General features: G+C 47.6%; 24 protein-coding genes and 2 tRNA genes. 10 read left to right on the plus strand and 16 right to left on the minus strand.

All coding sequences use genetic code 11. The features are described from left to right. The 3 genes from MT343_RS12000 to MT343_RS12010 all read left to right on the plus strand — a co-directional run bounded on the left by MT343_RS12000 (position 1) and on the right by MT343_RS12010 (position 2,294). Positions 1-870: a sterol desaturase family protein gene (locus tag MT343_RS12000; RefSeq protein WP_145470283.1), complete on the plus strand. Its 870-nt coding sequence runs from the start codon at positions 1-3 to the stop codon at positions 868-870. A gap of 232 nt (positions 871-1,102) precedes the next feature. Continuing rightward, positions 1,103-2,065, plus strand: a complete 963-nt coding sequence (locus tag MT343_RS12005; RefSeq protein ID WP_145470282.1) for a GGDEF domain-containing protein — start codon at positions 1,103-1,105, stop codon at positions 2,063-2,065. Between the two features lie 152 nt (positions 2,066-2,217). Continuing rightward, a tRNA-Val gene (locus tag MT343_RS12010) sits at positions 2,218-2,294 on the plus strand. 103 nt (positions 2,295-2,397) lie between these two features. On the opposite strand, the gene uvrB is transcribed toward MT343_RS12010, so the two are convergent. Then, positions 2,398-4,428 (minus strand): excinuclease ABC subunit UvrB, encoded by a 2,031-nt coding sequence (uvrB, locus tag MT343_RS12015; RefSeq protein ID WP_145470281.1) that lies wholly within the window; start codon positions 4,426-4,428, stop codon positions 2,398-2,400. Between the two features lie 113 nt (positions 4,429-4,541). Here uvrB and MT343_RS12020 point away from each other — a divergent pair, with 113 nt between their 5' ends. After that, a complete protein-coding gene (locus MT343_RS12020; protein ID WP_304650350.1) occupies positions 4,542-5,726 on the plus strand; it encodes a pyridoxal phosphate-dependent aminotransferase in 1,185 nt (394 codons plus the stop codon). A 150-nt stretch (positions 5,727-5,876) separates the two neighbouring features. Here the strand turns inward: MT343_RS12020 and hda are convergent, their stop codons facing one another. Together hda and MT343_RS12030 are read right to left on the minus strand one after the other, a co-directional pair. Further along, positions 5,877-6,584 carry a DnaA regulatory inactivator Hda gene (gene hda / locus MT343_RS12025; RefSeq protein ID WP_145470279.1) on the minus strand — a complete coding sequence of 236 codons (708 nt, stop codon included), beginning with the start codon at positions 6,582-6,584 and terminating at the stop codon, positions 5,877-5,879. Next, complete coding sequence (locus MT343_RS12030) at positions 6,585-7,595, minus strand: DUF2066 domain-containing protein (RefSeq protein WP_186436003.1); 1,011 nt, start codon at positions 7,593-7,595, stop codon at positions 6,585-6,587. It lies immediately after the preceding gene. A 264-nt stretch (positions 7,596-7,859) separates the two neighbouring features. Here MT343_RS12030 and purM point away from each other — a divergent pair, with 264 nt between their 5' ends. From purM to dcd, 4 genes are all read left to right on the plus strand, one after another. Next, complete coding sequence (gene purM / locus MT343_RS12035; protein ID WP_145470276.1) at positions 7,860-8,912, plus strand: phosphoribosylformylglycinamidine cyclo-ligase; 1,053 nt, start codon at positions 7,860-7,862, stop codon at positions 8,910-8,912. Beyond that, complete coding sequence (gene purN, locus MT343_RS12040) at positions 8,909-9,583, plus strand: phosphoribosylglycinamide formyltransferase (protein WP_145470274.1); 675 nt, start codon at positions 8,909-8,911, stop codon at positions 9,581-9,583. The genes purM and purN overlap by 4 nt, the downstream gene beginning before the upstream one ends. An 18-nt stretch (positions 9,584-9,601) precedes the next feature. Beyond that, on the plus strand, positions 9,602-10,423 hold the full coding sequence (locus tag MT343_RS12045; RefSeq protein ID WP_145470273.1) for a DUF3108 domain-containing protein: 822 nt from the start codon (positions 9,602-9,604) through the stop codon (positions 10,421-10,423). Between the two features lie 75 nt (positions 10,424-10,498). Continuing rightward, the gene (gene dcd / locus MT343_RS12050; protein ID WP_145470271.1) at positions 10,499-11,080 is read left to right on the plus strand and encodes a dCTP deaminase; all 582 of its coding nucleotides are present in this window, start codon (positions 10,499-10,501) and stop codon (positions 11,078-11,080) included. Between the two features lie 77 nt (positions 11,081-11,157). On the opposite strand, the gene MT343_RS12055 is transcribed toward dcd, so the two are convergent. Continuing rightward, positions 11,158-12,651 carry a hypothetical protein gene (locus MT343_RS12055; protein WP_145470270.1) on the minus strand — a complete coding sequence of 498 codons (1,494 nt, stop codon included), beginning with the start codon at positions 12,649-12,651 and terminating at the stop codon, positions 11,158-11,160. A 199-nt stretch (positions 12,652-12,850) separates the two neighbouring features. Between MT343_RS12055 and MT343_RS12060 the strand changes: the two genes are divergently transcribed. Both MT343_RS12060 and MT343_RS12065 read left to right on the plus strand, forming a co-directional pair. Then, positions 12,851-12,926, plus strand: a tRNA-Asn gene (locus MT343_RS12060). Between the two features lie 32 nt (positions 12,927-12,958). Next, a complete protein-coding gene (locus MT343_RS12065; protein ID WP_145470268.1) occupies positions 12,959-14,245 on the plus strand; it encodes a sugar transferase in 1,287 nt (428 codons plus the stop codon). 122 nt (positions 14,246-14,367) lie between these two features. Here MT343_RS12065 and pgm read toward each other — a convergent pair whose 3' ends face one another. The 12 genes from pgm to MT343_RS12125 all read right to left on the minus strand — a co-directional run bounded on the left by pgm (position 14,368) and on the right by MT343_RS12125 (position 26,189). Then, entirely contained in the window at positions 14,368-15,963 is a 1,596-nt protein-coding gene (gene pgm / locus MT343_RS12070) for a phosphoglucomutase (alpha-D-glucose-1,6-bisphosphate-dependent) (RefSeq protein ID WP_255449059.1), read from the minus strand. A gap of 204 nt (positions 15,964-16,167) precedes the next feature. Beyond that, a complete protein-coding gene (locus tag MT343_RS12075) occupies positions 16,168-16,668 on the minus strand; it encodes an RNA methyltransferase (RefSeq protein WP_145470266.1) in 501 nt (166 codons plus the stop codon). A gap of 319 nt (positions 16,669-16,987) precedes the next feature. Continuing rightward, entirely contained in the window at positions 16,988-18,022 is a 1,035-nt protein-coding gene (gene galE / locus MT343_RS12080; protein WP_145470264.1) for a UDP-glucose 4-epimerase GalE, read from the minus strand. A gap of 1 nt (position 18,023) precedes the next feature. Next, complete coding sequence (locus tag MT343_RS12085; RefSeq protein ID WP_145470263.1) at positions 18,024-18,800, minus strand: glycosyltransferase family 2 protein; 777 nt, start codon at positions 18,798-18,800, stop codon at positions 18,024-18,026. Further along, complete coding sequence (locus MT343_RS12090) at positions 18,797-19,303, minus strand: acyltransferase (protein WP_222428598.1); 507 nt, start codon at positions 19,301-19,303, stop codon at positions 18,797-18,799. The genes MT343_RS12085 and MT343_RS12090 overlap by 4 nt, the downstream gene beginning before the upstream one ends. Further along, positions 19,293-20,465: a glycosyltransferase family 4 protein gene (locus tag MT343_RS12095; protein WP_145470260.1), complete on the minus strand. Its 1,173-nt coding sequence runs from the start codon at positions 20,463-20,465 to the stop codon at positions 19,293-19,295. The genes MT343_RS12090 and MT343_RS12095 overlap by 11 nt, the downstream gene beginning before the upstream one ends. Position 20,466: 1 nt before the next feature. Continuing rightward, positions 20,467-21,588, minus strand: a complete 1,122-nt coding sequence (locus MT343_RS12100) for a hypothetical protein (protein WP_145470259.1) — start codon at positions 21,586-21,588, stop codon at positions 20,467-20,469. Further along, positions 21,585-22,523 carry a glycosyltransferase family 2 protein gene (locus tag MT343_RS12105; protein ID WP_145470257.1) on the minus strand — a complete coding sequence of 313 codons (939 nt, stop codon included), beginning with the start codon at positions 22,521-22,523 and terminating at the stop codon, positions 21,585-21,587. Before MT343_RS12105 ends, MT343_RS12100 begins: the two co-directional genes overlap by 4 nt. After that, entirely contained in the window at positions 22,520-24,025 is a 1,506-nt protein-coding gene (locus MT343_RS12110; RefSeq protein WP_145470256.1) for an oligosaccharide flippase family protein, read from the minus strand. Before MT343_RS12110 ends, MT343_RS12105 begins: the two co-directional genes overlap by 4 nt. Next, positions 24,018-24,554 carry a GNAT family N-acetyltransferase gene (locus tag MT343_RS12115; protein ID WP_222428597.1) on the minus strand — a complete coding sequence of 179 codons (537 nt, stop codon included), beginning with the start codon at positions 24,552-24,554 and terminating at the stop codon, positions 24,018-24,020. Before MT343_RS12115 ends, MT343_RS12110 begins: the two co-directional genes overlap by 8 nt. Beyond that, a complete protein-coding gene (locus MT343_RS12120) occupies positions 24,547-25,518 on the minus strand; it encodes a hypothetical protein (protein WP_145470254.1) in 972 nt (323 codons plus the stop codon). The genes MT343_RS12115 and MT343_RS12120 overlap by 8 nt, the downstream gene beginning before the upstream one ends. Next, complete coding sequence (locus MT343_RS12125; RefSeq protein ID WP_145470564.1) at positions 25,515-26,189, minus strand: WbqC family protein; 675 nt, start codon at positions 26,187-26,189, stop codon at positions 25,515-25,517. The genes MT343_RS12120 and MT343_RS12125 overlap by 4 nt, the downstream gene beginning before the upstream one ends. Positions 26,190-26,191 lie beyond the last annotated feature (2 nt).

The following is a 26,191-nucleotide window of genomic DNA, read 5'->3' on the forward strand; positions in this document are numbered from 1 at the left end:
ATGCAAGATGTTCTGCACGCCCTGTTTTTCGTCGTTGCCTTTGGCGGTCTGTTTCTTGGCGTTATGCTGGCGGAATACTGGTATGCCCGCCGTCAGGGTAAAACCGGCATTTACCATGCGCGCGAAACCCTCGCCAACCTGACCACCGGTTTTTCCTACAAGCTGGTCGACGGCATCGCCATTGCTTTGTTTATTCAGGCGTTCTATCTGTGGGTGTACGACTATGGCCTGCAATGGAACCCGGAGTTGTCATTTTTCAGTGTGTTGGCGCTGATTGTGTTTATCGACTTCTGCTTCTACGTCAACCATGTGCTGATGCACAAAGTGCGCTGGTTCTGGAATGTGCACGTTACCCATCATTCGTCTGAACATATGAATTTCTCCACTGCGCTGCGCCAGAACTTTACCTTTGCGCTGTCCGGTTCCTGGTTGTTCTGGTGGATTCCGGCGGCGCTGATTGGCTTTGATAAAAATTGGGTTCTGCTCGCGATTGAAGGCAATCTTGTTTATCAGTTTTTTCTACACACCGAGCAGGTGCGCAAGCTGGGCTGGCTGGAAAAATTTATGAATACTCCGTCACACCACCGCGTACATCACGGCAGCAACCCGAAGCAGATTGATACCAACTTCGGCGGTATTTTTATCTTCTGGGACAAAATATTCGGTACTTTCCGGGCAGAAGATGACGCCGGCGAAATTAAGTACGGCGTGACCCGTATGCCGGAAAAGCCTTACAACCCGTTTTACCTGCAGGTGCACGACTGGGTGGATATGTTCCGCGATGTCTGGCGCTATAAAGACCTGCGGATTCTGTATAAGCATCCCGACTGGGCGCAGCAGCAATACGGCAGCCGCAACGGGTTAAAATAATTATATTTAAGGACGCCTGCGGGCGTCCTTAACTGCACCAGCAACTACACCAGAAAATACACCAACAACAACGAAAACCGCACCAGCACAAACACTGATAAAATCATCAAAAAAATTCATAACCTCCTCCCGCCATTGCTGCAAATCAAGACAGAGCGAAATTCCGCAGCAGTCATTGCCGCACCCAGCAGAGCAGTCTAAGCTCACCGATATACTGGCCAACATTTCCGACATGACTAAGCCCCCTGACGCAACCACAAATACTCCACCGGACGCAGTACAACAAGCGGCCCAGGACTCTGCCGTTGTCACCGTTCTGAACAGCCTTGATGCGCTGATTTATGTCGCCGACATGTCGACCCATGAGCTGCTGTTTATCAACGATTATGCCCGCCAGAAATGGGGCGAACCCGGTAACAAACGCTGCTGGGAATATCTGCAGAAAGATCAGCAAGGCCCCTGTGCGTTCTGCACCAATCACAAACTGGTGGATGAGCATCAACAGCCAACGGGGGTATACGTCTGGGAATTCCAGAACACTCAGAACAAGCACTGGTATCAGTGTCGCGATGAAGCCATCCGCTGGGTCGACGGCCGCTTGGTGCGTATTGAAATTGCGACCGATATTTCCGACCGCAAACGTATGGAGCAGGAACTGGAAGCAGCCCGCCGCGAAGCTGAATATCTGGCCGGCACCGATGCTTTGACCCGGCTGAATAACCGCCGTGCCTTTTTTAAACTGGGCGAACAGGTTCTTAAAGAAGCCCTGCGTTTCAACCGCCCTACCTCAATCATTATGTTCGATCTGGATCACTTTAAGCAGATCAATGATACCTGGGGACACAGTGCCGGTGATGCCGTTTTGCAGCGGGTTGCGACGCTGGCTGAAGCCACCGTGAGAAATGCGGATATTCTGGCCCGCATTGGTGGCGAAGAATTTGCCATCCTGCTGCCACAGACCGATATGCCGCAGGCACGTATCCTGGCAGAGCGCATCCGGCAAGCACTGACCGATGACGTATTACCCATCAACGGCATGGACATTAATGTTCAGGCAAGCTTTGGTATAAGCAGCTGTGAGCATTGCGACGATATGACGCTGGCTGACCTGCTGAACACTGCTGATGAGCAGCTTTACCTTTCCAAAAAACTTGGCCGTAACCGCATATCATCACATCAGATCAGCAAACCTTAACACCATCACCGGCAATGCCACCCATCCTTTGCAAACGCAGAACCACTGCGCAGGTGATTGTTTTTCAAGCACTTATCAGACAGAAATTCATTAACCGATGGCGAAAAGCACTTGCACCCATGAAAAGGCATCGTTAATATACGCCCCACTTCAGGACTATAGCTCAGTTGGTTAGAGCGCTACCTTGACATGGTAGAGGTCGCCAGTTCGAATCTGGCTAGTCCTACCAGAATTAAAAAAACCGGCCTCTGGCCGGTTTTTTCGTTTCTGCACTTTGCTTCAGTTCTGTACGTGGCTTTTTATCAGACTGCGCCAGTGAAACAAGAACAGCCTCAGCTGTTCTCGATCACCTTATTTTTCATCTGATGCAATAAGTCACGCAGACGCGCCGCTTCTTCAAAATTAAGATCCTTCGCGGCCTTAAACATCTGATCTTCGACTTTAGCCACGCGCTTAACCAGCTCAGCGGCAGACAATGCCTGCCAGTCATCCGCCGCATAACCGGCCTGATCTTCAGCCACTTTACGCCCACGGGTTTTGCCTTTGCCTTTTTTACCCGGCGGTGGCGCCGCTTCGAGAATGTCTTCCACCGACTTGGTCACCCCAACCGGAGTAATGCCATGCTCGGTATTGAAAGCCACCTGTTTTTCACGGCGGCGGTCGGTTTCATCGATGGCTTTCTGCATCGAATCGGTCATGCGGTCAGCGTAGAGAATCGCTTTACCATTGAGGTTACGCGCAGCCCGGCCGATGGTCTGAATCAGCGAGCGTTCAGAACGCAGGAAGCCTTCTTTATCGGCGTCGAAAATCGCCACCAGCGACACTTCCGGAATATCCAGACCTTCACGCAATAAGTTAATACCCACCAACACGTCAAACTCGCCCAGACGCAGGTCGCGGATAATTTCCACCCGCTCAACCGTATCAATATCAGAGTGCAGATAACGCACCCGGATACCCTGCTCCAGCAAAAACTCGGTCAGGTCTTCGGCCATGCGTTTGGTCAGCACGGTAATCAGAATCCGCTCGCCGTTGGCGACGCGCTCGCGCAATTCATGCAGCACATCGTCCACCTGGCCGGTGGCCGGACGCACTTCAATTTCAGGGTCAATCAGACCGGTCGGACGCACCACCTGCTCAACCACGGCATCCTGATGTTCTTTTTCATAATTACCCGGCGTCGCCGAAACAAAAATGCACTGCGGCACAATGGCTTCCCATTCTTCAAAGCGCATCGGCCGGTTATCCAGCGCCGACGGCAGACGGAAACCAAACTGCACCAGGGTTTCTTTACGCGAGCGGTCACCGCGGTACATACCGCCGATCTGCGGAATCGTCACATGGGATTCGTCGACAAACACCAGCGCATCATCGGGAATATAATCAAACAGCGTTGGCGGTGGCGCGCCCTCTTCACGTCCGGATAAATAGCGCGAGTAGTTTTCGATACCGGAGCAATAACCCAGCTCCTGCATCATCTCGATATCATAACGGGTACGCTGTTCCAGCCGCTGCGCTTCCACCAGCAGATTATTATCGCGGTAATACTGCAGGCGTTCTTCCAGCTCGACCTTAATACCTTCAACCGCATCAAGGATGCGCTGGCGGGGGGTCACATAGTGGGTTTTCGGATAAATAGTTACCCGCGCCAGACGGTTCAGCACCTCACCGGTCAGCGGGTCAAAACTGCTGATCTGCTCAACTTCATCGTCGAACAGTTCAACACGTACCGCTTCGTCGTCGCTTTCCGCCGGGAAGATATCAATCACATCACCACGCACCCGGTAAGTACCGCGATGAAAATCCATATCGTTACGGGTGTATTGCAGCTCAGCCAGACGACGCAGCACGGTGCGCTGATCAATGCGGTCACCACGCACAATGTGCAGCATCATTTTCAGATAGGAGTCCGGATCACCCAGACCATAAATCGCCGATACGGTGGCCACAATCACCGCATCACGGCGCTCCATCAGCGCTTTGGTTGCTGACAGCCGCATCTGCTCAATGTGCTCGTTAACCGAAGCATCCTTATCGATAAAGGTGTCGGACGATGGCACATAGGCTTCCGGCTGGTAGTAGTCGTAGTAAGAAACGAAATACTCAACCGCGTTATTGGGGAAAAACTCTTTAAACTCACCGTACAGCTGAGCCGCCAGGGTCTTATTATGCGCCATGATAATGGCCGGGCGCTGACACTGAGCGATTACATTGGCCATGGTGTAGGTCTTGCCTGAACCGGTCACACCCAGCAGGGTTTGCTTCAGCAGACCGGCATTTACACCACCGACCAGCTGGCGGATGGCTTCCGGCTGATCACCGGCGGGAGAATATTTGGCAGAAAGCTCAAATGCCTTGCTCATCAGGATTCCAGTTATAGGTTAAATCAAGTAGCATTATACGGTTTTTTTTACCGGCAGGACTTGGCGCTTTACGCCCGTTTCTGCCGCCGACCATCGCGTTATTGAGGATACACATTTTGGATCTGCAATTGTCTGATCGCGTTCAACAGATCAAGCCCTCCCCAACACTGGCCGTGACTAACCGTGCTGCCGAACTCAAGGCTGCAGGCAAAGACATTATTGGCCTGGGTGCCGGTGAGCCGGATTTCGATACCCCCGAGCATATCAAGCAGGCGGCGGTTGAGGCTATTAACAACGGTTTTACCAAATACACCGCGGTGGACGGTACTCCGGGTCTGAAGAAAGCGATTATTAACAAGCTGCAGAACGATAATGGCCTGAGCTACGAAGCCAACCAGATCTTGGTGTCCTGCGGCGGCAAACAGAGCTTCTTTAACCTAGCTCTGGCCTACATCAATCCGGGCGATGAAGTTGTGATTCCGGCGCCATACTGGGTTTCTTACCCGGATATGGTCGTGATTGCCGGTGGCGTGCCGGTGGTTATCGAAACCGATGAAAGCACCCGCTTTAAAATCACCGCCGAGCAGCTGGAAGCGTCCATCACCGATAAAACCAAACTGGTGGTGCTGAACAGCCCGTCCAACCCGTCTGGTGTGGCTTATACCGCCGACGAACTGAAGGCCCTGGGCGCCGTTCTGAAAAAGCATCCGCAGATCATGATCGCTACCGATGATATGTACGAGTACATCTGGTGGGCGGATTTTGCCTTCGAAAACATTCTCACCGTCTGCCCGGAACTGTATGACCGCACCATCGTACTGAACGGTGTATCCAAGGCGTACAGCATGACCGGCTGGCGTATCGGCTATGCCGCTGGTCCGGCCAAGCTGATTGGCGCGATGAAGAAGGTACAGTCGCAGAGCACCTCTAACCCGACTTCTATTTCCCAGGTAGCGGCAGAAGCGGCACTGAATGGCGGCCGCGATTGCGTTCTGCCAATGGTTGAAGCGTTTAAAGAGCGTCACGACTACGTGGTGAAAACCCTGAACGAGATTCCGGGCTTCAGCTGCATCCCGGCCGACGGCGCTTTCTACGCCTTCCCGAATGTCAAAGGCGCGATGGATAAAGCCGGTATCGATAACGATGTCGACTTTGCCGAAAAACTGTTGCTGGAAGCCGGTGTCGCGCTGGTTCCGGGTTCTGCCTTCGGCTCACCGGGTTATATGCGCCTGTCATTCGCGACCAGCATGAAAACTCTGGAAGATGCCCTGAGCCGCATCAAAAAAGCACTCAGCTGAGTGCTTTTACGGCACGGTTCACGCACATAAAAAAACCGCCAGCAGGCGGTTTTTTTATGCCTGCTGCTCACCTGGCTCCCACGTTCTGCGTAGGAGCCCTTACTGGCACAGTTGCATTCCCACGCGGAGCGTAGGAACGAGAAAAAAAGCTTACCAGCCCATTTCCGCCTTAATAAAAGGAATGGTCAGCTTACGCTGGGCCGACAAAGAGGCCTGATCGAGGGTTTCCAGCAAATCAAACAGGCCCTGCATATCACGCGGACCACGGGTCAGAATAAAGCGCGCCACTTCATCACTCATATTCAGACCACGGCGCTTGGCACGCAGCAACAGCGCCAGTACTTTATCGTTATCTTCCAGCGGCTCGACCTGATACACCATGCCCCAGCTGAGACGGGATGACAGATCGGGCAGCTGCACACCGATATGACCCGGCGCCTGACTGGCGGCAATCAGTAAGTGCCCCTGACGGTCGCGGATTCGGTTAAACAAATGAAACAGCCCCTCTTCCCAATCCGGGCGACCGGCAACGGCCTGAATATTATCCAGCGCAACCAGCGGTAACTGCTCCATCGCATCCAGAACCGCCGGACTGTATTCCACCAGTTCGTCCAGCGGCAGATAGACGCTTTGATGTCCCAGCCCTTCAGCATAATGACAGGAAGCCTGCAGCAGATGACTGCAGCCAACGCCCGGTGCGCCCCACAAATACAGGTAAGGCTCGCCATGTACCGTCCACTGCTGCTGCAGCGATTGCACGATCTGCTCGTTCGGGCCGGCGTAATAGTTAGCAAAGCGCGCATCATCGCGCACCGCGACCGACAGGGTCAGTTGTTGATGATGATCCATGATCTGCATTTACGGCTGCCAGCTAAAAACCTGCTCCTGCTCCGTGGCGAGCAGGCGCTTATCCAGGGCCAGAGTGCTCCAGACCTGCGCCCAATCAGCCGCCAGATCCAGCTCCAGTGTTAAATCCTGCTGATTAACCGCCAGCACACGTACCGAATTCACCGCCACATTGGCGTTCAGATAACTGATCACATCGTGATACTGGCGGAAATTCTGCACGCCCTGAATCATCAGCTGATGACCACTGGCAATACCATCACTACGCAGGGCATAACGTGCGGACAGAAAACCGGCCACCTGATCGGCCACCTGCAGCAACACCGCATTCACATCCTCACCTTCGGCCTGCAGGTCGAGCCAGTCACCCTTATGCTGAATAAAGCCCTGATAAAGCCAGCCATTATCGAGCCCCGGAGACAAACGCCCGGCCATAAACGCATCGGCGGCATAACGGGCGGAGGCTTTCTGCACGTCATCTTTAAACAGGCCCCACAGGCGCTCCACCGGCAACACCAGTTCGTCTTCCAGATCCTGCGCTGGCCATAACAGCGGAATTCCGCGCTCACTCATGGCGCGCTCAAGCCGTGCACGCCAGGCGCCGCTGTTCTGATTCAGCGCCTTGCGCTGTAATTCATCTTCAACCCCCTGCCACAGCAATACCAGCGGACGGCTTTTACCCCACACCGGCTGCTGCGCGTCTTTTAACAGGGAATCAATCAGGTTCTGGGCAAATAAAACTTCAAGCAGCAGACTGTCGTCGGCTTCGTCACGGCTGTAGCGAAAACTTTTTACGTAACGGTCAGCATTGGCCGCCGCAGCCTGTACTGTCTCATTCTGCACACTGGCCGTCTGGCCGGAGACCTTCACCAGCACCTGCTGCAGTGCATCCTGAATACCGCTCTGGCGGCTGTCCTGCGACTGATCGGCAACCGGCACACGTACCTGATACAGGTCAGAGACGGTCACCGCATGACTGCCAAGGCTTAGAAACAACAATAAAATCAGACTGGCTGCACGCACAGACAGGTTCCTTACAGCTAAAGATTTAAATCGGGCGGTATTGTGCCACGAATGTTCAACATAACCACTATCATGACCGAAATTGTGCCGCAGGCCGCAAAATAAGAATGCGCCTCCCGCCGTCTTTACTCACAACATCTGCGCAAAAATCTGACCATGCAGACAGCTTTCGACCACTCTCAGATTTGCTCATTTCCATGATGCAGGACGGCGCACAAATCGTTAGAATACGCGCCTTTCTATGGGCCACCCAGTGACGACGGCATGAGTGAACAACAATCCCTGAGCTACAAAGACGCTGGTGTCGATATCGACGCCGGAAATGCATTGGTCGAACGCATCAAAGGCGTTGCCAAACGTACCCGCCGCCCGGAAGTGATGGCCGGATTGGGTGGTTTCGGCGCCCTGTTCGAACTGCCACAGGGCTACCGCCAACCGGTTCTGGTATCCGGCACTGACGGTGTAGGCACCAAGCTGCGCCTGGCAATGGATCTGAAAAAGCACGACACCATCGGTATCGATCTGGTGGCCATGTGTGTGAACGATCTGGTGGTTGCCGGCGCTGAGCCGCTGTTTTTCCTCGACTACTACGCCACCGGCAAACTGAACGTGGACGTAGCCGCCGCAGTTGTCAGCGGTATCGGTGATGGCTGTGAGCAGGCCGGTGCCTCTCTGGTCGGTGGCGAAACCGCCGAAATGCCGGGCATGTACGAAGGCGAAGACTACGATCTGGCCGGTTTCTGCGTAGGTATCGTTGAGAAAGACGACATCATCGACGGCTCCAAAGTAAAAGCCGGCGACAAGCTGATCGCTATGGCGTCCAGCGGCCCGCACTCCAATGGTTACTCGCTGATCCGTAAGATTATCGAAGTATCCGGTGCAGACCTGAGTGCCGATCTGGATGGCCAGCCGGTTGCTGATGCGCTGATGGCGCCAACCCGTATTTATGTAAAATCCGCACTGAAGCTGATTAACGCCTCTGACGTACACGCTATGTGCCACGTCACCGGCGGCGGTTTCCAGGAAAACATTCCGCGCGTACTGCCTGACGACTGCAAAGCCGTTATCGATACCAACAGCTGGAAATGGCCTGCGGTTTTTGAATGGCTGCAGAGCAACGGCAAAGTGGCAACCGCAGAAATGTTTCGCACCTTTAACTGTGGTGTCGGCATGATTGTCGCGCTGCCGGAAGAAAAAGCCGATGCCGCTATCGCCCTGCTCAACGCCGAAGGCGAACAGGCATGGCTGATTGGTGAAGTTCAGGCCAAAGGTGAGGCTGACGAACAGGTTGAATTTACCGGTAACCGCAGTCTATGAACGACAGCAGCACCCACGATAAGCCTGCCGTACCGCGTATCGTGATTCTGATCTCCGGCAGTGGCAGCAATATGGTTGCCATTGCCGATGCCATTAAAAGTGGCAGTATGGAAGCCGAAATCGCTGCGGTTATCTGTAACCGTCCGGAAGCCGCGGGCCTGCAGAAAGCCCGCGACCGCGATCTGCCGACCTCCGTACTGGATCACAAAGAATTCAGCAGCCGTGAAGACTTCGACCGTGCACTGATGGCAGAAATCGACGAGCACGCTCCCGATCTGGTGGTGCTGGCCGGATTTATGCGCATTCTGACGCCGGATTTTGTCGCTCATTATCATGGCCGCATGCTGAATATTCACCCGTCATTACTGCCGAAATATCAGGGCCTGCATACCCATCAGCGCGCCCTTGATGATGGCGAGAGTGAGCATGGTGTGACGGTGCATTTTGTGACCGAAGAACTGGATGGCGGACCTAACGTGATTCAGGCCGTGGTGCCGGTATACGACGGCGACGATGCCGCCAGCCTGCAGAAACGCGTACAAATTCAGGAACACGTGATTTATCCGATTGCGGTTAAATGGTTTGTTGAAGGCCGCCTGACCATGGTCGGCAACAATGCCCGTCTGGATGGAAATGTGATTCCCGCCACCGGATTGCAACTGACGTCCTGATTTTGCTCCGATATACTGTTGGCCAAATGGACTTGGCTGACCTTTATGACTTCCTTTTTGCTTTCCCGCCTGCTGGCCTTCGCCCTGATCACCTGCCCCACTTTTTCCTTTGCAACAGCCGCAGAAGAGACTGCTGACAAAGAAAAATCTGCTGCCAGCCATCGTGAAGTCACAACCCTTAAGCCTTTTTCTGCACGCTATAAAACAGAGTGGAAACTCGGCTGGTTCAGCATTGATGTAGAAGCCGAACGCAACTTACGCCAACTCCCCAGTGGCCACTGGCTGTTAACGTTTGAAGCAGAAACCAGCGCCGCCGCACTGAAAGAAACATCCGAATTCAGCTTTGATGACGGCCAGATAAAACCGCTGGAATATCGCTACCGTGCCACCGGCTTGTTTAACGAGGCTGACCGCACGCTGTTATTTTCCCCACAACTGAAGCTGATCAAAGACCTGGAAAACAACAAAGACTATCCGAAGGCATGGAAAAACGAGGTTCATGACAACCTAACCTATATGCTGCAGGCCAGTCTCGATCTTTCTACCCTCAGAAAAGACACAGGCAGCCCTGAGAACCGAGCCAACAATCATGAGCTGAGCTACCCCGTATTTGAGAAAAAACGAGTTAAAGATTTCCAGTTCAGAATTATCGGCGAAGAGCAGCTGAGTACCCGGATAGGTAAGCTGAAAACCATCAAGGTTGAACAGATACGTCAGAAAAAAGGCCGCGAAGTCTTTGCCTGGTTTGCCATCGATCGCGGCTATCAGCTGGTACGCCTGGTCGATAAAGAAAAAGGTAAAACCCGCTATCAGATTGATATTACCGACCTCAAGGGCTGAACATTTCGCCCGCTTCGCGCTGCTGCGCTTTTCAGGTAAACTGCGCCCTCTTTTTCACTCAACAGGAAGCACAGCATGCGACTCAGCGACGGCGATATTGAACAGCGCATTGCCGATGGCAGCATTGTTATCAATCCACAGCCAGCCTGCGATGCCATTGCCGGCATCAGCGTAGATCTGCGCCTCGACCACCGCTTCCGCGTATTCAACAACAACTCAGTGACCCACCTCGATCTGTCCGGTGACCGCATTCAGCTTGAACGCGATATCAACCGCATTATGAGTAAAGAGATCGAGATTGAAGCCGATGACGCTTTGTTTATTCACCCGGGCGAACTGGTGCTGGGCGCGACACTGGAATCGGTCTGCGTACCCGAAGATCTGGTCGGCTGGCTGGATGGCCGCAGCTCCCTCGCCCGCCTGGGCCTGATGGTGCATGTGACTGCCGGGCGTATTGATCCGGGCTGGCAGGGGCAGATCGTGCTGGAGTTCTACAACAACGGCAAGCTGCCACTGGCACTACGTCCGGGTATGGTGATCTGCGCCATGTCGTTTGAGATGCTTTCAAGCCCGGCGCTGCGCCCTTATAACAAGCGTGAAAATGCCAAGTATCGCGATCAGAAAGGGGCAACCTTCAGCCGGATTGCGAAGGACTGACCTTCAGATAACAGGCACAAAAAAGCCCGGCAAGATTGCCGGGCTTTTTTGTATCCATCACCTGAGGATGTGCAGCCTTAACCCTTTACGCGTGAAGACAGCATAGCCGCCCGGATCAATGCCAGCATAACCCCAAGCATTCCGCCCAGAATAATTCCCAGCGCCAGATGCAGCCCCATTTTCCGCCCCATCTGAAAACTTCCACCACGCACAACCGGCGCAGCATCTGCCACAAACAATTGTCCGCCACTTTGCAATGTCTGCTCGCGATAAGCTCCGATAAAATGATCGAGCTGCTGCTGAATCGTGTTCAGATTGGTCTCAACGCCTTCCAAAGCAGCCTTTAAAATTGACTGTGAATCCAGGTTGCCATAGGTCTTGTCATCAGATCCCGCCAGAATCGCAATCTCTTTCTCAAGCTCCAGCAACTCTTCGGTCGCAGCTGTACGGCGCTTGAATAAATCCTGACGCATCTCTACACCACCCAGCTTATTACCCAACACCAGCAGGGAGTCTAAAAATGACTGGTCAAACTGCGCCCCGGAAGATTCATTACTGCCAGCGGTTTTATTCAGGTCCTGAGTGCTGGTGCTCGACAGCTGATTCAGTGCGGAATCGTAGGAAGCAACTAACTTCGTTAATCGCTCATGCTCCAGACGCAACAAACGCTGACGGGAAAACAGACGTACCATGATTGCCGGATCTTTCGCAGCCAATTCAGAAGAATTTGAATAGGCAAACTCACGCAAAGGGCCGATATCACTACCCTCCAGCATCACCAACTGGCGGCGTACATCATCCAGAGTGCGCCCATCGACAACCATGCTGCCGGAACCAGGCATTTTGGACAACTTACCTACTGCGGAACGCAGCGCCTCCAGATAGGTGGTAGCACCATCGTAGACGTCGATCAGATTCATGCCTTCAGCCGTACTGAAAGCAACCAAAGGCCGGTCAATGTCGACATTCGTTAGGCCGCGTTCAATCGACAGCTGTGCCCAGGTATCCACCACATCAGCCAGCACCTCTGCACCTTGCGTCGCAGTAAGCCCTGACCTCTGAAGATTCAGACTGAGGGTAAGGAACCCATGGGACTTATCGTGCAGTTCAGTCAAAGCCGTATCGGCAGCAGCACGTATTTCCTGCGGTGTTTTGGCGTTAGCCAATAACGCATTCAGCTTGTCTTCGCTTGCCTGATAAAGTGAATTTGAATAAGAAACATTAAGAGCATTCACTAATGTATCAGCCGATGCTGAAATCTTACCCTGCGCAGCAAGTGCGTTGATCACTGCCGGGGCGATAACATCACGGGGGCTGAATACCGTTCCGTTCGGATATTTACCGTCACTCAGGAAAGTCAGTGCAATGGGGTATTCAACCTGCTGCGATACAGAAAAAGACGCCTTGGAAAAATGGAATGCCACAACAGCCAATCCCACGAACAAGGCAACTCCGATCACCAGTCCCCGCTGACGCCAGATATTACGGAACAGGTCCGTCAAATTAATTTCATCGTCCGGGCCGACGACAGGGGTCGTAACCGCAGAATTAGCGGGGTATTGCTGGTTCATACGAGCTCCATTGCACTAAAGCGAAATCTGATCGCCAAGAATACCTTAAATTTATGACAGATAAAGCATCTCCTAGGTTGTTAATCGCCCTGCAATCAGCCTTCTCACAATTCACCGCTAAAAATTAAAAGCCAACAAAATCAAACAGATGCTTGACAGAGAAAATCTGCATAAGCATAATGCGCGCACTTGCTGATGTTCCCCGATAGCTCAGTCGGTAGAGCAGTAGACTGTTAATCTATTGGTCGTTGGTTCAAGTCCAACTCGGGGAGCCAATTTCAAGATAAGCTGTCAAATAGAGGATATAATGGTAAAAGGACACTCCATTGACAGCTCACTGAATACACCCTCCAAGAAAAGCGTAAGCATTTTTAAGTCTGTTATGTCTTTAACAGCAAGCTTGCTAGTATTGTCTCTTACTGCCTATATAATTCTTCTGATCAATGGCGTTGATATGATGTCAAATAAGGCATCTTTGAATACACTGATCGCATGCCTTATAGCTTATATTCTTTCAGATATTTTTCTTCATAATCTGGGACGATTCCCTGGCAACAGGCCACTTTCCTATTTATTCCCGATAGTAGCGTCAACATTGCTGATAGTAATTACCGTTATCATCTTTTTGCGTTTGGACTATTCCCGCAGTGCATTATTAATAATGTGCATACTGGTACCTGCGGTAACATACATTAAATTCAGACTTCTTCAACATACACACCAAGGACGATACGCAGTTATCCCATTCGGATTCTATGAAAAGCTGACCAATTGCAACCCTACAAAGTTCGTTATTTTATCTGAGCCAGTCATGCCATACGATGATATAAATGGCATTATTGCAGACAGCAATGAACAACTGCCCGCTGAGTGGCAACACTTTATCGCCGAGCAGCTATCACGCGATATGCCCGTTACAGATTCTGTCACGGCCTATGAAGCAATTACCGGAAAAAGCCCACTGGACCACTATGGGGAACTGGCCACCCACGATATTTTACCATCACAGCTCCATTTAGGTATGAAAAGACTGCTGGAATCTATCCTTATTCTGGTCAGTACTCCATTCATTCTTCCTCTGATTTTCCTCGTTGCTGCAATGGTAAAACTGGAATCCCCCGGACCCGCTTTTTTTATTCAAAGGCGAATCGGAAAAGGCGGTCGCGAGTTTAATATGTATAAAATTCGCAGTATGCGTTTGGATTCCGAAGCAGATGGGGCAAAGTTTGCCGGTGAGAACGATCCCCGTATCACACGAATCGGACGCTTTATCCGAAAGATGAGAATTGACGAATTACCTCAATTCCTCAACATAATTAAGGGAGACATGTCCCTTATTGGACCAAGACCCGAGCAAGCAGCATTCGTTAAACAATTTGAACAAGTTATACCTCTATATAATTTCCGACACATAGTTCGTCCCGGGATTACAGGCTGGGCTCAGGTGACACATGGCTATGCCGCTGATGAAGATGAAACAAGAGAAAAATTAGCTCACGACTTTTACTACGTGAAAAATCTAAGCATATGGCTGGATATCGATATTATTTTTAAAACTATAAAAACTATGCTGACAGGCTTTGGGGCTCGCTGAGTTATACCACTCGCTTATGCTTTACCTGATTTTAAAAATATCGATATAGATAATCGTCCCTGAAAGTCCATCATACCAAATAATCAACAAATGAGTGAAAGTCCTCGCTACACTGAACACACTTAAAGCACACGACTCAGCAAGCTTTGTGCTTCATCGATAAGCTGTTGCAGATGTTTACCATCGACAAAACTCTCAGCATAAATTTTGTAAATATCTTCAGTGCCACTTGGACGCGCAGCAAACCATCCCTGCGCTGTACTCACTTTAATACCACCAATAGAAGCACCATTGCCTGGTGCTTCGGTATGTACTGCAATAATATCGTAACCTGCTAACTGTGAAGCAGTAATACTAGCCGCCGTCAGCTTCTTAAAGGCTGCTTTTTGATCCGGTGTTGCTGGTGCGTCAATACGGCGGTAAACAGGGTTGCCATGTTGCTGCACCAGTTTTGCGTAATATTCCGATGGCTTTAAACCCGTAACCGCCATAATTTCAACGGCAAGCAGACAGAGTAAAATACCGTCCTTATCGGTAGACCAGGGCTTGCCATCCAGCGTTAAAAAACTGGCACCTGCACTCTCCTCACCACCAAAAGCCAGCTCACCATTAAACAGTCCCGATACAAACCATTTAAATCCTACCGGTACCTCGTACAAGTCACGGCCATTAGCCTGAACGATACGGTCCATCATCGAACTGGTAACGAGGGTTTTACCGATTTTCAAAGTTGCTGACCATTGCGGACGGTGAGTTAATAAATAATCAACACACACACATAAAAAATGGTTCGGATTCATCAGACCGGCTGAATCTACAATACCATGACGATCAGCATCCGGATCATTTCCAAAGGCAATATCAAACCGATCACGGATTGTCAGTAGGTTTGCCATTGCAGCTGTACTGGAGCAATCCATACGGATACGACCGTCATGATCGGGTGGCATAAAAGCAAAAGCCGGATCCAGAATTTCGTTAACTACTTTAATGTTCAGGCCATTTCCCTTTGCCAGGGCTTGCCATACCGGCAAGGCCGTTCCCCCCATAGGATCGGCACCCAATTTCAAGCCCGATGTACGAATAGCCTCAAGATTAATAACCTGCTCAAGCCCGGCAATATAACGTCCTACATAATCATATTCCTGCGCCTGCCGCAAAGCGTCATCAAGCGGAATACGTTTCACATCAACACAAGCATTCTGCAAGTACTCATTCGCCCGACATTCAATCCAGCCCGTAACATCGCTCTCTGCAGGGCCTCCGTTCGGGGTGTTGTACTTAATTCCACCGTCTTCCGGCGGATTATGCGATGGCGTAATAATAATGCCATCAGCGAATCCTGCCGGCTCAGAGGCATTAAAACGGAGAATGGCACGGCTAACCAGGGGCGTTGCTGTAACCTCACTGCCTGCAGCAATACGTACATCAATATTATTCGCGGCCAGTACCTGCAAAGCCGTTTCCCAGGCAGGCTGCGACAGAACATGCGTATCCTGACCCAGGAACAGTGGCCCGCTGATATTGGCCTGCGTACGATAATCGGCCACGGCCTGAGCAATGCTAAGGATATGCCACTCGTTAAAGGTGCTTTTCAGTGCAGAACCACGGTGCCCGGATGTGCCAAAAGCAACCCGCTGCGCCGCGATAGAGGCGTCTGGTTTAACTGTATAAAAAGCATCCAGTAAATTCTGAATCACACCTGTATCCTCATAAATTTCGTTCCGGTATGCCGCAATATTAACACGCCTGCAGACGTTCGCGGCACAGAGCAGGCTGGCATAAACGACATACCGGATGCCCGGAACAACAGAGGCGCCTCCGTTGCTATTAACGGCAGGAGCGTTCTATGACCGAGATTACCTGCCAACAGCGGGTCTGTTACCATTATGCGCCCCCCCTGACGCGGCTATAAGCTACTGCTACAGCCGCAACCTGTTGCGGTTGTCCCGACTGCTTTTTATCAGCTCATCCCCAGATTTAATTCCCTTAACAGGCCCAAGCTTTGCCAGACGGTCATACAGCACAACATTTACCGTTGCCGCCAGATTCATACAACCCACCGTAGGGATATAAACCACCTCATCGGCAGCTCTGACAATATCCTGCGAAATACTGCCATCTTCGGGACCAAACACATAAAGGGCATGTTCGGGATGCTTAAAATCAGGCAGTGATGTTGCCCCGATAACCAGCTCAACACAAATCAGGCTGGTATGCTCAGGCAGCCTGTCTTTAGCCATGAGCAGACTATCTACATGCGCAATCTGCGCCACATTGCGGGTATCGGGGCTGTGCTTTACTGCGCGGTCATAACGACTGCCAGTGTAGAAGATACCATCGGCCTGATAGCATCCCAGCGCCCGTAAAACCGAGCCAACATTACCGGCATCTTTGGGGTTTTCTAAACCAAGATAAACCATAAATTTTTTGTCAAAATCCTGTATTTATTAAGGTGCTGAAAATACAAAACCCGCCAAAGCGGGTTTAAATGCCTGCAGCCTAATTTCTACTTTTGAGTCTCGTTAAAAATGCGGGATACCCTATCCCCCTCAGTACCCACGCCCCAATAGTAAAACCCCCCAGCCTATGGCCGGCAACACCTTGCGGGGCAAGCCCCTCAGCCAAACTCAATATAAGTAGAAGCACCCGATTATACGACTGCCAAGTTCCGTCTTAACAAATAATAATATCCTTCATAAACCTCCCGCTCCATGAAGTGGCCATTCAACATTACCGCGCTCAACGAGCATTGCCCCCCCCCCCCTTATACCCGTCCGGATTATTTTTCTGCCAAAGCCACGCATCAGCCATCATTCGCTCTAAACCCAACTGTGCCTGCCAGCCTAATTCGGCCAACGCCTTAGACGGGTTGGCATAACACACCGCAATATCACCGGTACGACGATCAACCAGTTTATATGGCACAGATACTCCACTTGCGGCTTCAAAAGCCTTAACCATATCCAGCACGGAATAACCCTGCCCGGTTCCTAAATTCCATGTATGCACACCGCTATGTTTCTGCAAATACCGTAATGCAGCGACATGCCCTAGGGCTAAATCAACAACATGAATATAGTCCCGAATGCCCGTACCATCGTGCGTGGGATAATCACCGCCAAATACAGACAACTGCGGCAACTTACCAACCGCCACCTGGGTAATAAACGGCAACAGGTTATTCGGAATACCGTTCGGGTCTTCCCCTATGGTGCCACTTTCATGCGCGCCCACCGGGTTAAAATAACGCAAGATCGCCACACGCCAGCGGGGGTCTGACAACGCCAAATCTCGCAGAATATCTTCCACCATCAACTTCGACCGACCATAGGGATTCGTTGGACGGTCAACCGGGCACTGCTCTGAAATTGGCATTTCAGCCGGGTCGCCATACACCGTAGCCGACGAGCTGAACACAATGCTAAACACACCCGCATCCGCCATTGCCTGCAACAACACCTGGCTACCGTGCACGTTGTTATCGTAATAGCGCAACGGCTGCGCCACACTTTCGCCTACGGCTTTTAACCCGGCAAAATGCACCACCGCAGTTATTGGATAACGAGCAAGCACCTGCTGTAACAGGTCGGCATCACGAATATCGCCTTGCACAAACTCAACCGGCTTACCGGTAATGGCCTGCACACGCTGCAACGACACAGAAGATGAGTTGCATAAGTTGTCCAACACAACAAAATCAAACCCGGCAGAGGCAAGCTCAACCAAGGTGTGAGAACCGATGTAACCGGCTCCGCCGGTGACGAGAATAGTCATATTATTGAAGAACCCCAAGAAAGCGGGCTAATCGTGGAAACTTCGTACGCAAAACACCACGAACAGCGTAATGAGTAAAATAATAACTGGCTTTTATGAAGTTTACCTTTTCAACTTCTCTGTACAAGCGCCAGGTAAATTTAGCAGCATTACTTTTGTTAGAAGAAATAGAACCAGAACGAACACGATAATGTGCTAAGGGCTGTTGAATTCCGTAAGCATAATCGACTTTTTTCAATAACCTTAACCAAAGACCAAGATCTTGTCTTTTTCGAATCAGTGGCATATAAACCTTACCTAGCTTATGTGTATCGTAGATTGCAGTTAAGCAACCGATAACACAGCACTTCAACAGCTGATTGTAATTGACCATTTCAGGCACACCAATCAAACCCAAAGGCTGCCCCTGCTCATCAATTTTTTCATAGGCTGAGTAAGAAAAAGCGATATTTTTTTCCTGCATAAACTGCAGCTGAGTTTCCAATTTGTTAGGAAGCCATAAGTCATCACTATCTAGAAACGCAATGTAGCGACCACTGGCTAACTCAATGCCCTTATTTCTAGCAACAGCTGCACCTGAATTTTCAGGTAATCTGATTAGTCTAATTCGGGAGTCAACACTCACGTAACTTCCTATCAACTCGACCGAGTTATCCTCTGAACAATCATCAATTAAAATCAGTTCCCAATCAGTAAATGTTTGTGAAATAACAGAGTCAATAGCCGAACACAAATATTCAGACGAATTGTATATGGGTGTCACAATAGAAAAAATCATGAATCACCTAATTTTTTTGGAATCAATGAAACATATACTGAATCATCAGAAAAATTACCTTTTACAAAAGAATTAGCACCTATAACAACTCCAGAACCAATTGATGCACCCGCAACAACGGTGCTGTTTGCAGCAACCCATGAGCCAAAACCTATATAAATCGGTGCAGACCTTGATTTGCCAAATCTGTAAGAGCCATTAGATTTAGAATGATTTCCTGAGACCAGCACTGAATTAAACCCAATCATAACTTGACAATCTAGTTCAACATATTGAATTGCATTCACAACAACACCAGGAGCAAGATAACAATCATCTCCAACCAAGAAATTCTCCAAACCCTTAATAACAACATTAGCAGAAACCTGAAAATTACTACCGCAACGATTCATACCTAAACCATACATCCAACCTCTAAATTTCATTATTGATGGCTGATCAGGTAGAAAAAACAACAACGTTCTTACAAACCAAGAATAGAGCAGAAAAAATTTATGCTTCATCAGCATAACCTTTAAATTTTCGAAAGAAATTAGCAAGGGTTTTATCCTTAACATAATCAAATGAATTATACCTAAGTTTATCTCGGAGCAACCTATCTGGTATCAGATTTAAAATTGCATTTAATAATTCATCTACATTTGCAGGCTGAACACAAATACCCCGTTCTCCCTCAAGAAGATATTTAGTATTACCTACATCAGTCGCAATGACAGGTAAGCCAAATGCCATTGCTTCCAAAACAACACGTGGGCTCCCTTCTGAAAGAGACGGAAAAACGAAAACATCTGACGATCTATATACATCAAATAATCGCTCACCAAAAGGAATATTTCCAAGAAAAACAACACTTTCAGACAAACAAAGCTGGTCAACTTTATAATTTAAAGAGCTCCTATAATCGCCCTCCCCGACAAGAACCAACTTACAATTAGGATAATGAATCAAGACTTTGCTGAACGCCTCAAGCAAATAGTCAATTCCTTTTGCAGCACGCAAATAACCGACATACAGCAATCTAATGCTAGCATCCTTATCTAAATCTGGTGCTGATTTCAACATCAAATCAGTCGACATAAAGTCCTCCTCAAGAGTTGACTCATCCAGCACACGGCACCTAGATCCGAAAAAAAACTTCAGATTTTGATACAAACCAATACCATTGCAGCTCAGTTTATTTATACGGCCTGCAATAATATTAAGAAAAAACTCAGGAAGATACAAAAAGAACTTGGTGTACCTTAAAATAATCATATCTGATTTATTATTTAAGATTGCCTCAACAGGATTAGACATAAAATGGTAGACCAACGTATTATTATTTCGCCTAAACAAGGCAAAAAGCCATGAGAAAGGCTCTGGTGATCTTATATAAAAATGCGAATCATAATGGCTTACAGAGACACTCCTGATAACCTTAGCGATATCTTTAAATTTTCTTATAGCAGATAGATAACTACCGAATTTTGGCAACATCAATACATTAACAGAGCTTGGAAGTTCAATAAGATCAGCTCCAGTATCACTTCCCTTCTTCGATATAAGAATTACACTGCAATAACCCTCCATTGCCGCAAGAATATATCGATAATGAATAGATGAAATAAAAAATCTACCCCCTTTTTCCACCACGCCCCAATTACAATAAAACACCAATGAACTCATATTATGAAACCTTGCATTTAAAGTTCCCCAACCCTAAACATATACCCGCAACCAAAAAAATGGTTTCCAGAAATGGGTGTAAGTATGACAAGCCAACAACCAACATAGTAACAATCAGAAAAAACAGTCTTCCCTCGGCCATTTTATTTAAAAAATAAAAGAAAAAAGCATATAACAAAACACCAACAACTCCAAACTGCCCCATAATCATTGGTATTAGTAAATGACTATATTTACCTTCCTCGTAAGAATAAACATAGTTCCCCTCATTTATTCCAAACCCCAACAAAACCCCTCTAATATCAATATGCCTCATTAATTCTGGAATATTATATAAAACGCCAAGTTTTGTAGTGCCACTTCCATCAGAAAAGATAAAAGCTAAAAGAAGATAAGATATATATACAAAAGCGACAATACCGACAATACCAACAATATACCTAGCAACTCTAGGTAACAATTTCCAGCAGTATAGAAATAAAATAAGCACGCTTGTAAAAATTGCAGCACGACTTAAAGTGAGAAGAATGAAAGCTGAAAAACCTATTAAAAAGACAAGTCTAGTCAAATATCCATGAGAGAGAACGTTCTGAGCAGATATATAGGCAACGAGATAAAATAATGCAAAAAGCCCAACTGCGTTCGAGTCAACCATAAAAGGACTGTTAATTTTGGCAAGATAGAAATTTTGTTTGACAACAGAGAGATCCGACAGCAATGGCAATAGCCGGCCATAAGATTCTAGAAATAAAAATAAGAATACAAATAGGAACATACCATTCAATGCCACCTTCACATCACCAACATCAGACATTGATATATAATAAAATGCAAAAAATGACAGCGAAAAAGCCAAGGCTAGCTTAACTAAATCAAAACCAAATTCCTCGACTGTCGAATGCCCCAAAAAACTCAGCAATACAAACAAGAAATAAAAAGCAAGGTGCAAAATCATAACCTGATTTTGATACATTGACATACGTGCACAGCCAATTAAAAACACCAGTGCGGCAAAAACAACTCCAATCATTGGTGCAAAGTAACGAGATATTAGAATATCACCATACTGAAAAGTAGAACTCACAGTAAGTATAAACAAAGTAAAGCCGAGCATTTTTCTCATTTTATAATTTTCATAAGCATAGTCAAAAGGTACAACAGACGGTACTTCAAAGAGATTGCATTATTCATTGCAATGGATTTCTTCAATAACATTTTAGCCAAGCTCCAGTCGCCAGACTTACAAGAAAGAGTAGCACTCCCAGCCAGCACGCCTGAAAAGGCCAAATCCAATGAATGATGATTACCAACCTCATTTTTCAAAGAATCAAATACGTATTCGTAATCACAAATCTCTTTTTTTATTTGATCAGACAAAATACTTTTCCGACGCATAGTCCATGAATTGGCTGAACACACTGTATAAACACAAGTGACTTCATTTAAATAAAAAGCGCCACTTCTTCTAGCACCAATAATTTGTATAAAGTAATCTCCTACCGGGGCGCGCACAAACCAGTCAGGGAGATTCCTGAGTAATTCTGCCTTCATTATAATGCTCGCAGTTGGCATTCCGCCGCCACCAGATTTAATAACCTCTCTCAATGACATATGCTTACTACTTTCTCGCCGCGTAAAATATTCCTTCCTACGCCCACCAGAATACTCCATATATGCATTAGTAAAGCAGATATCAACATCATTCTCTCTAATCGCATCATATTGTTTTTGAAGTTTCAAAGGGTCGATCCAATAGTCATCACCCTCACACAATGCGATATATTGCCCCTTCGCAGCACTCCAACATTCAATAAATGGCAAATGTCCATTAATTGAAAAAAGATTACACTCTTTGAATATATAGCGTATCAATCCCGGATATTCAAAAGAGTAACGCTGAATAATAGAACGTGTACCATCAGTCGAAAAATCATCAAAAATTACAACCTCGAAACTAAAATCAGTTTTTTGACCAACTATACTTTCTATTGTTTTACCAATAGTATTTTGATGATTAAATGCGTTTATACAAACTGATACTTTAACATCTGAACTCATAATTTAACGCCAAACATCTTTTGGTTAAGCACTTTGCGGGCTACTGAAGATGAAGCTGTGGCAACGAAAATGGCAAAAAATGAAAACGCAACCACGGCAAAGAATGCTTCTTGCCGTGTTTGATAACTTATATAAGCACTCGCCAGAAATAGAAGCAGTATGACTGGTGCATAAATACCTGCAATATCTTTCACCAACCAGCCTACATGCACTCCAGGCTGTAATTTATGATGCACATACCCAACCCAAAGTATTAAGTACAAACTATTAATACCCAACCACGCCCAGCCTGCACCTACACCACCATATTCTGATGCAGCCCAGATGATAGCCGGGATAAGTGTGATGACGGTTACCAGATTTCCTATCAGGTGGTAGCGTAAGTTCCCTAAGGCATATTGCAGGTAATATGGAAATGCGGATACAGCCAATACGCCATTACCGAGTGCATAAAGCGTGAGGATTGGCGCGGCATTGCTGGCTATTTGTTTATCGCCCGTCCATGCGTAGAGCAATGGATCAGCAAAAAATGCGATGGTAAGCGATGCGGACCCCGCAACCACACTCACTAACTGTGTCGCATTGCGGTAGACCTGAATCATCTCATCATGCTTCCCTTCGGCATGGAGCCTGGCCATACGGGGCATAATGACGGTGCTTACCGGTGCGCTCAGAATCATAATCCCACTAGCAACCAGCACAGCCAGGGTAAAGAAGCCGTATTCTGCCAACGGTAAAATGCCGGAAAGAATCAGCTTGTCGGTTTGTGTTACCAAAACCCATATCGATGACGTAAAGGCTATGGTTAATGCAAAATTCAGCACGGGTTTAACCGGCTGTATACTCCAACCGATAATTTCACCCTTGGTGATTACAGGCTTAAGTTTGTTACTCATCAGATACAACCCGAGCACTTCCACAATGGCCACGGCGAGTTGATGCCAGAAAAATACCGTTGGTGTAAAACCATACTGCCACATGGTAATAAATACTGCCGGAAAGCGCAGTGTTGCAATGATCGCATTGAAGCCGCTCAACCACACCAAGCGTTCGGAACCGGTAATAACACCTCGGTACAAGCCACCCAACCAACGTAAAGCAACACTAACGGCCATAATCTGAACGGCCACTACAACCGCATTCATGCTAAGGGTTTCAACCTGGAGCCATTTGTAAGCAATGGGTTCTGCCAATAGCCACAAAACCGTACCACCAATGACTGCTATGCCAACAAAAATAGTACTGAGTGCACGAAAGAGCTGTCGGTAGTGCAATGCCGACATGGAACCACCGTGATAGCGAGCCGTTTCACGTGCAATGGTCGGGGTTAAGCCTAAATCGAGCAGCGCAAACCATGCCTGTAGCATGGTAAAAAAACCAACCAAACCATAGGCTTCTGCACCCATGTACTTTATGTAAAGGGGCAGAATTAAAATGCCAATGCCAGCAGAGTAAAGCTGGCTGGCGTAGTTGGCGATGATGTTTTTGCGTAGCTTACTCAACGCAGAACTCTTCTGAAATCACAGACATTTGAATTAAATTCAAATACTGACCATTTTTAAATACAGCATGGCGCAGCAAGCCTTCTTTCTTAAAACCGACCTTTGTATATAACTTAAAAGCACGCGTGTTTTCTTCCAGAAGGGTAAGATAAACACGGTGCAAATTTAGATCATTAAAAGCATGTTGGATTGCTAACCTGGTTGCATATTCTCCAACACCACGACCCTGATGTTTTATATCACCAATCATTATTGCAAATTCACAATTACGAGCAATCCAATCTATATTCAGGAGATAGACTACACCAACTGCCGTATCTGTGTGTTTATCACATATTGAAAGCCGAACCGCACCGGATCTATTTGAATAGTAATTATCCAACCATCGCTCATCGATAGAGATATCGATATACCTGAAAGGCGCACCTAAAGAGGAAACAACAGATCGTTCATTACGCCACCCATTAATAACAGAAACATCCTTTTTGGACATTTCACGCAGGCAATACAAATCTGACAACTCAGCCATTACTCACAACCTTTAACATCTCATCCATTTCTTTAACCGAATATCGTTGATCACAAGGTAATGCATTAAGACCAGCCAGAAGCTTGTGCTCAAACATACCTGAATTACTGCGCTGCCCAACTTCAGGCCAATATGTGGGAATGAATATCCTTTTTTGGATAAGCTCAGATTTCAGAGAAGCATTATCCGTAAGAAATGGATACACCATTGGTCCATCTACATACGTTTTATTTATCTGAACTTTATTCACTGACGCCAACGCTTCATGCAGGTACCAGAAATTATTATTACGCTGATCTTTTACAGTCGTGTAGTCAATGGTTTTTAACAAATGATCGGTAAAAACGGACATACCCTTTGGCTGACAATTCTGCAGGGTCGATTCAGCCACTTGATAATCAGCATAACCTTTTTCAGCCGTAAAGCATGCACGTTTCAGAAGGTGTTTAGTTCTGTCATAGCTTGATTCATCCCGAACAAAATCATTCCGTATTTTCAGCTGTGTTGAAAGCATCCCCCCATCTGGTACACCAAAAAATTTTCGGGGGGAAAAAATAGTCGCTAAACAATCCAAAGGCTTTTGAAAAAACGCCTGAGAGTGGTCAAATACAAGCTGTTCTTTAGGGTACTTACTCAATAGTCGATTTTGCTCTGCACCACATATGCCAAAGTAATTGACATAAAGGATCCACTCATCATCCAATAATTCCATGTCATCCTTTATTGAAAAGTCTGAATTCAGTGAGTAAAAGCTTACTGGTACGCCTATCTCATGCAGAGGCGACAGCATGGAATCACAAATATAATATGGCATCCATACCTTTCTGGGCGAGCCAGCTTCCAGCAATGCATAGAAAGCCGCGCGGGCAGACTGGAAATGCAGCAACTCAGGATGGTAATGTTCTTTAGGTTTTGGCAGTTCTAAAGAAAAATAACCGCCAATTGCACCTATAAGATCATTCATACCAATTCATACTCACTCAAAAGATTTTTAATAAAATATTTATCACACCACATCAGTACATCAATCATTGATAGATTTGGGATGAACTCATCTTTTTCTTGCGAGTATTGAACCGACTTCATCTTCAAAAATTTCAGTTCCACACCACGCGCATCAAAATATTCCTTATCGTACAAGACTTGACCACCAATGCTATTTACATACACAGAGTCATCAAATGACTTGGTAATTTCTATGAGCCTATCAGCTGGACTAGCCCCTCTATCATAAGCAAGATCGGTTGACTTAATAATTTTCTTCTCAATACCCAAGTAATCAAAAACACTTTTGATGCCCAACTGGCAAACTGATGTAATACTGCGATCCTCAGCTTGCAAAACCATTTCTATCAGTGGATACACATCACTATAGAATGGTGCTTTTGAATATGCCTGAGTTATAGTTTTTAAAATTTTCTTAGTATCCGGCGAGAAACTTAATTCACAAATTTTCTTATTGGATGATGCCCCCGGAACTGGTAACGTAAATCGCTGCGCAACCCCATTAATAAGAATATTATTCCGATTAATATAGCCACCTTTTATGAAGTTAACATCATCATATAGCACAAAGGCATCAGCCACATTCACTAGCTGATAATAACCCAAATATGGGAATATATATGGCTGCATTA

This window comes from Venatorbacter sp. C2-1 (assembly GCF_022832715.1).
Lineage (GTDB): Bacteria > Pseudomonadota > Gammaproteobacteria > Pseudomonadales > Oceanobacteraceae > Venatoribacter > Venatoribacter alkanivorans.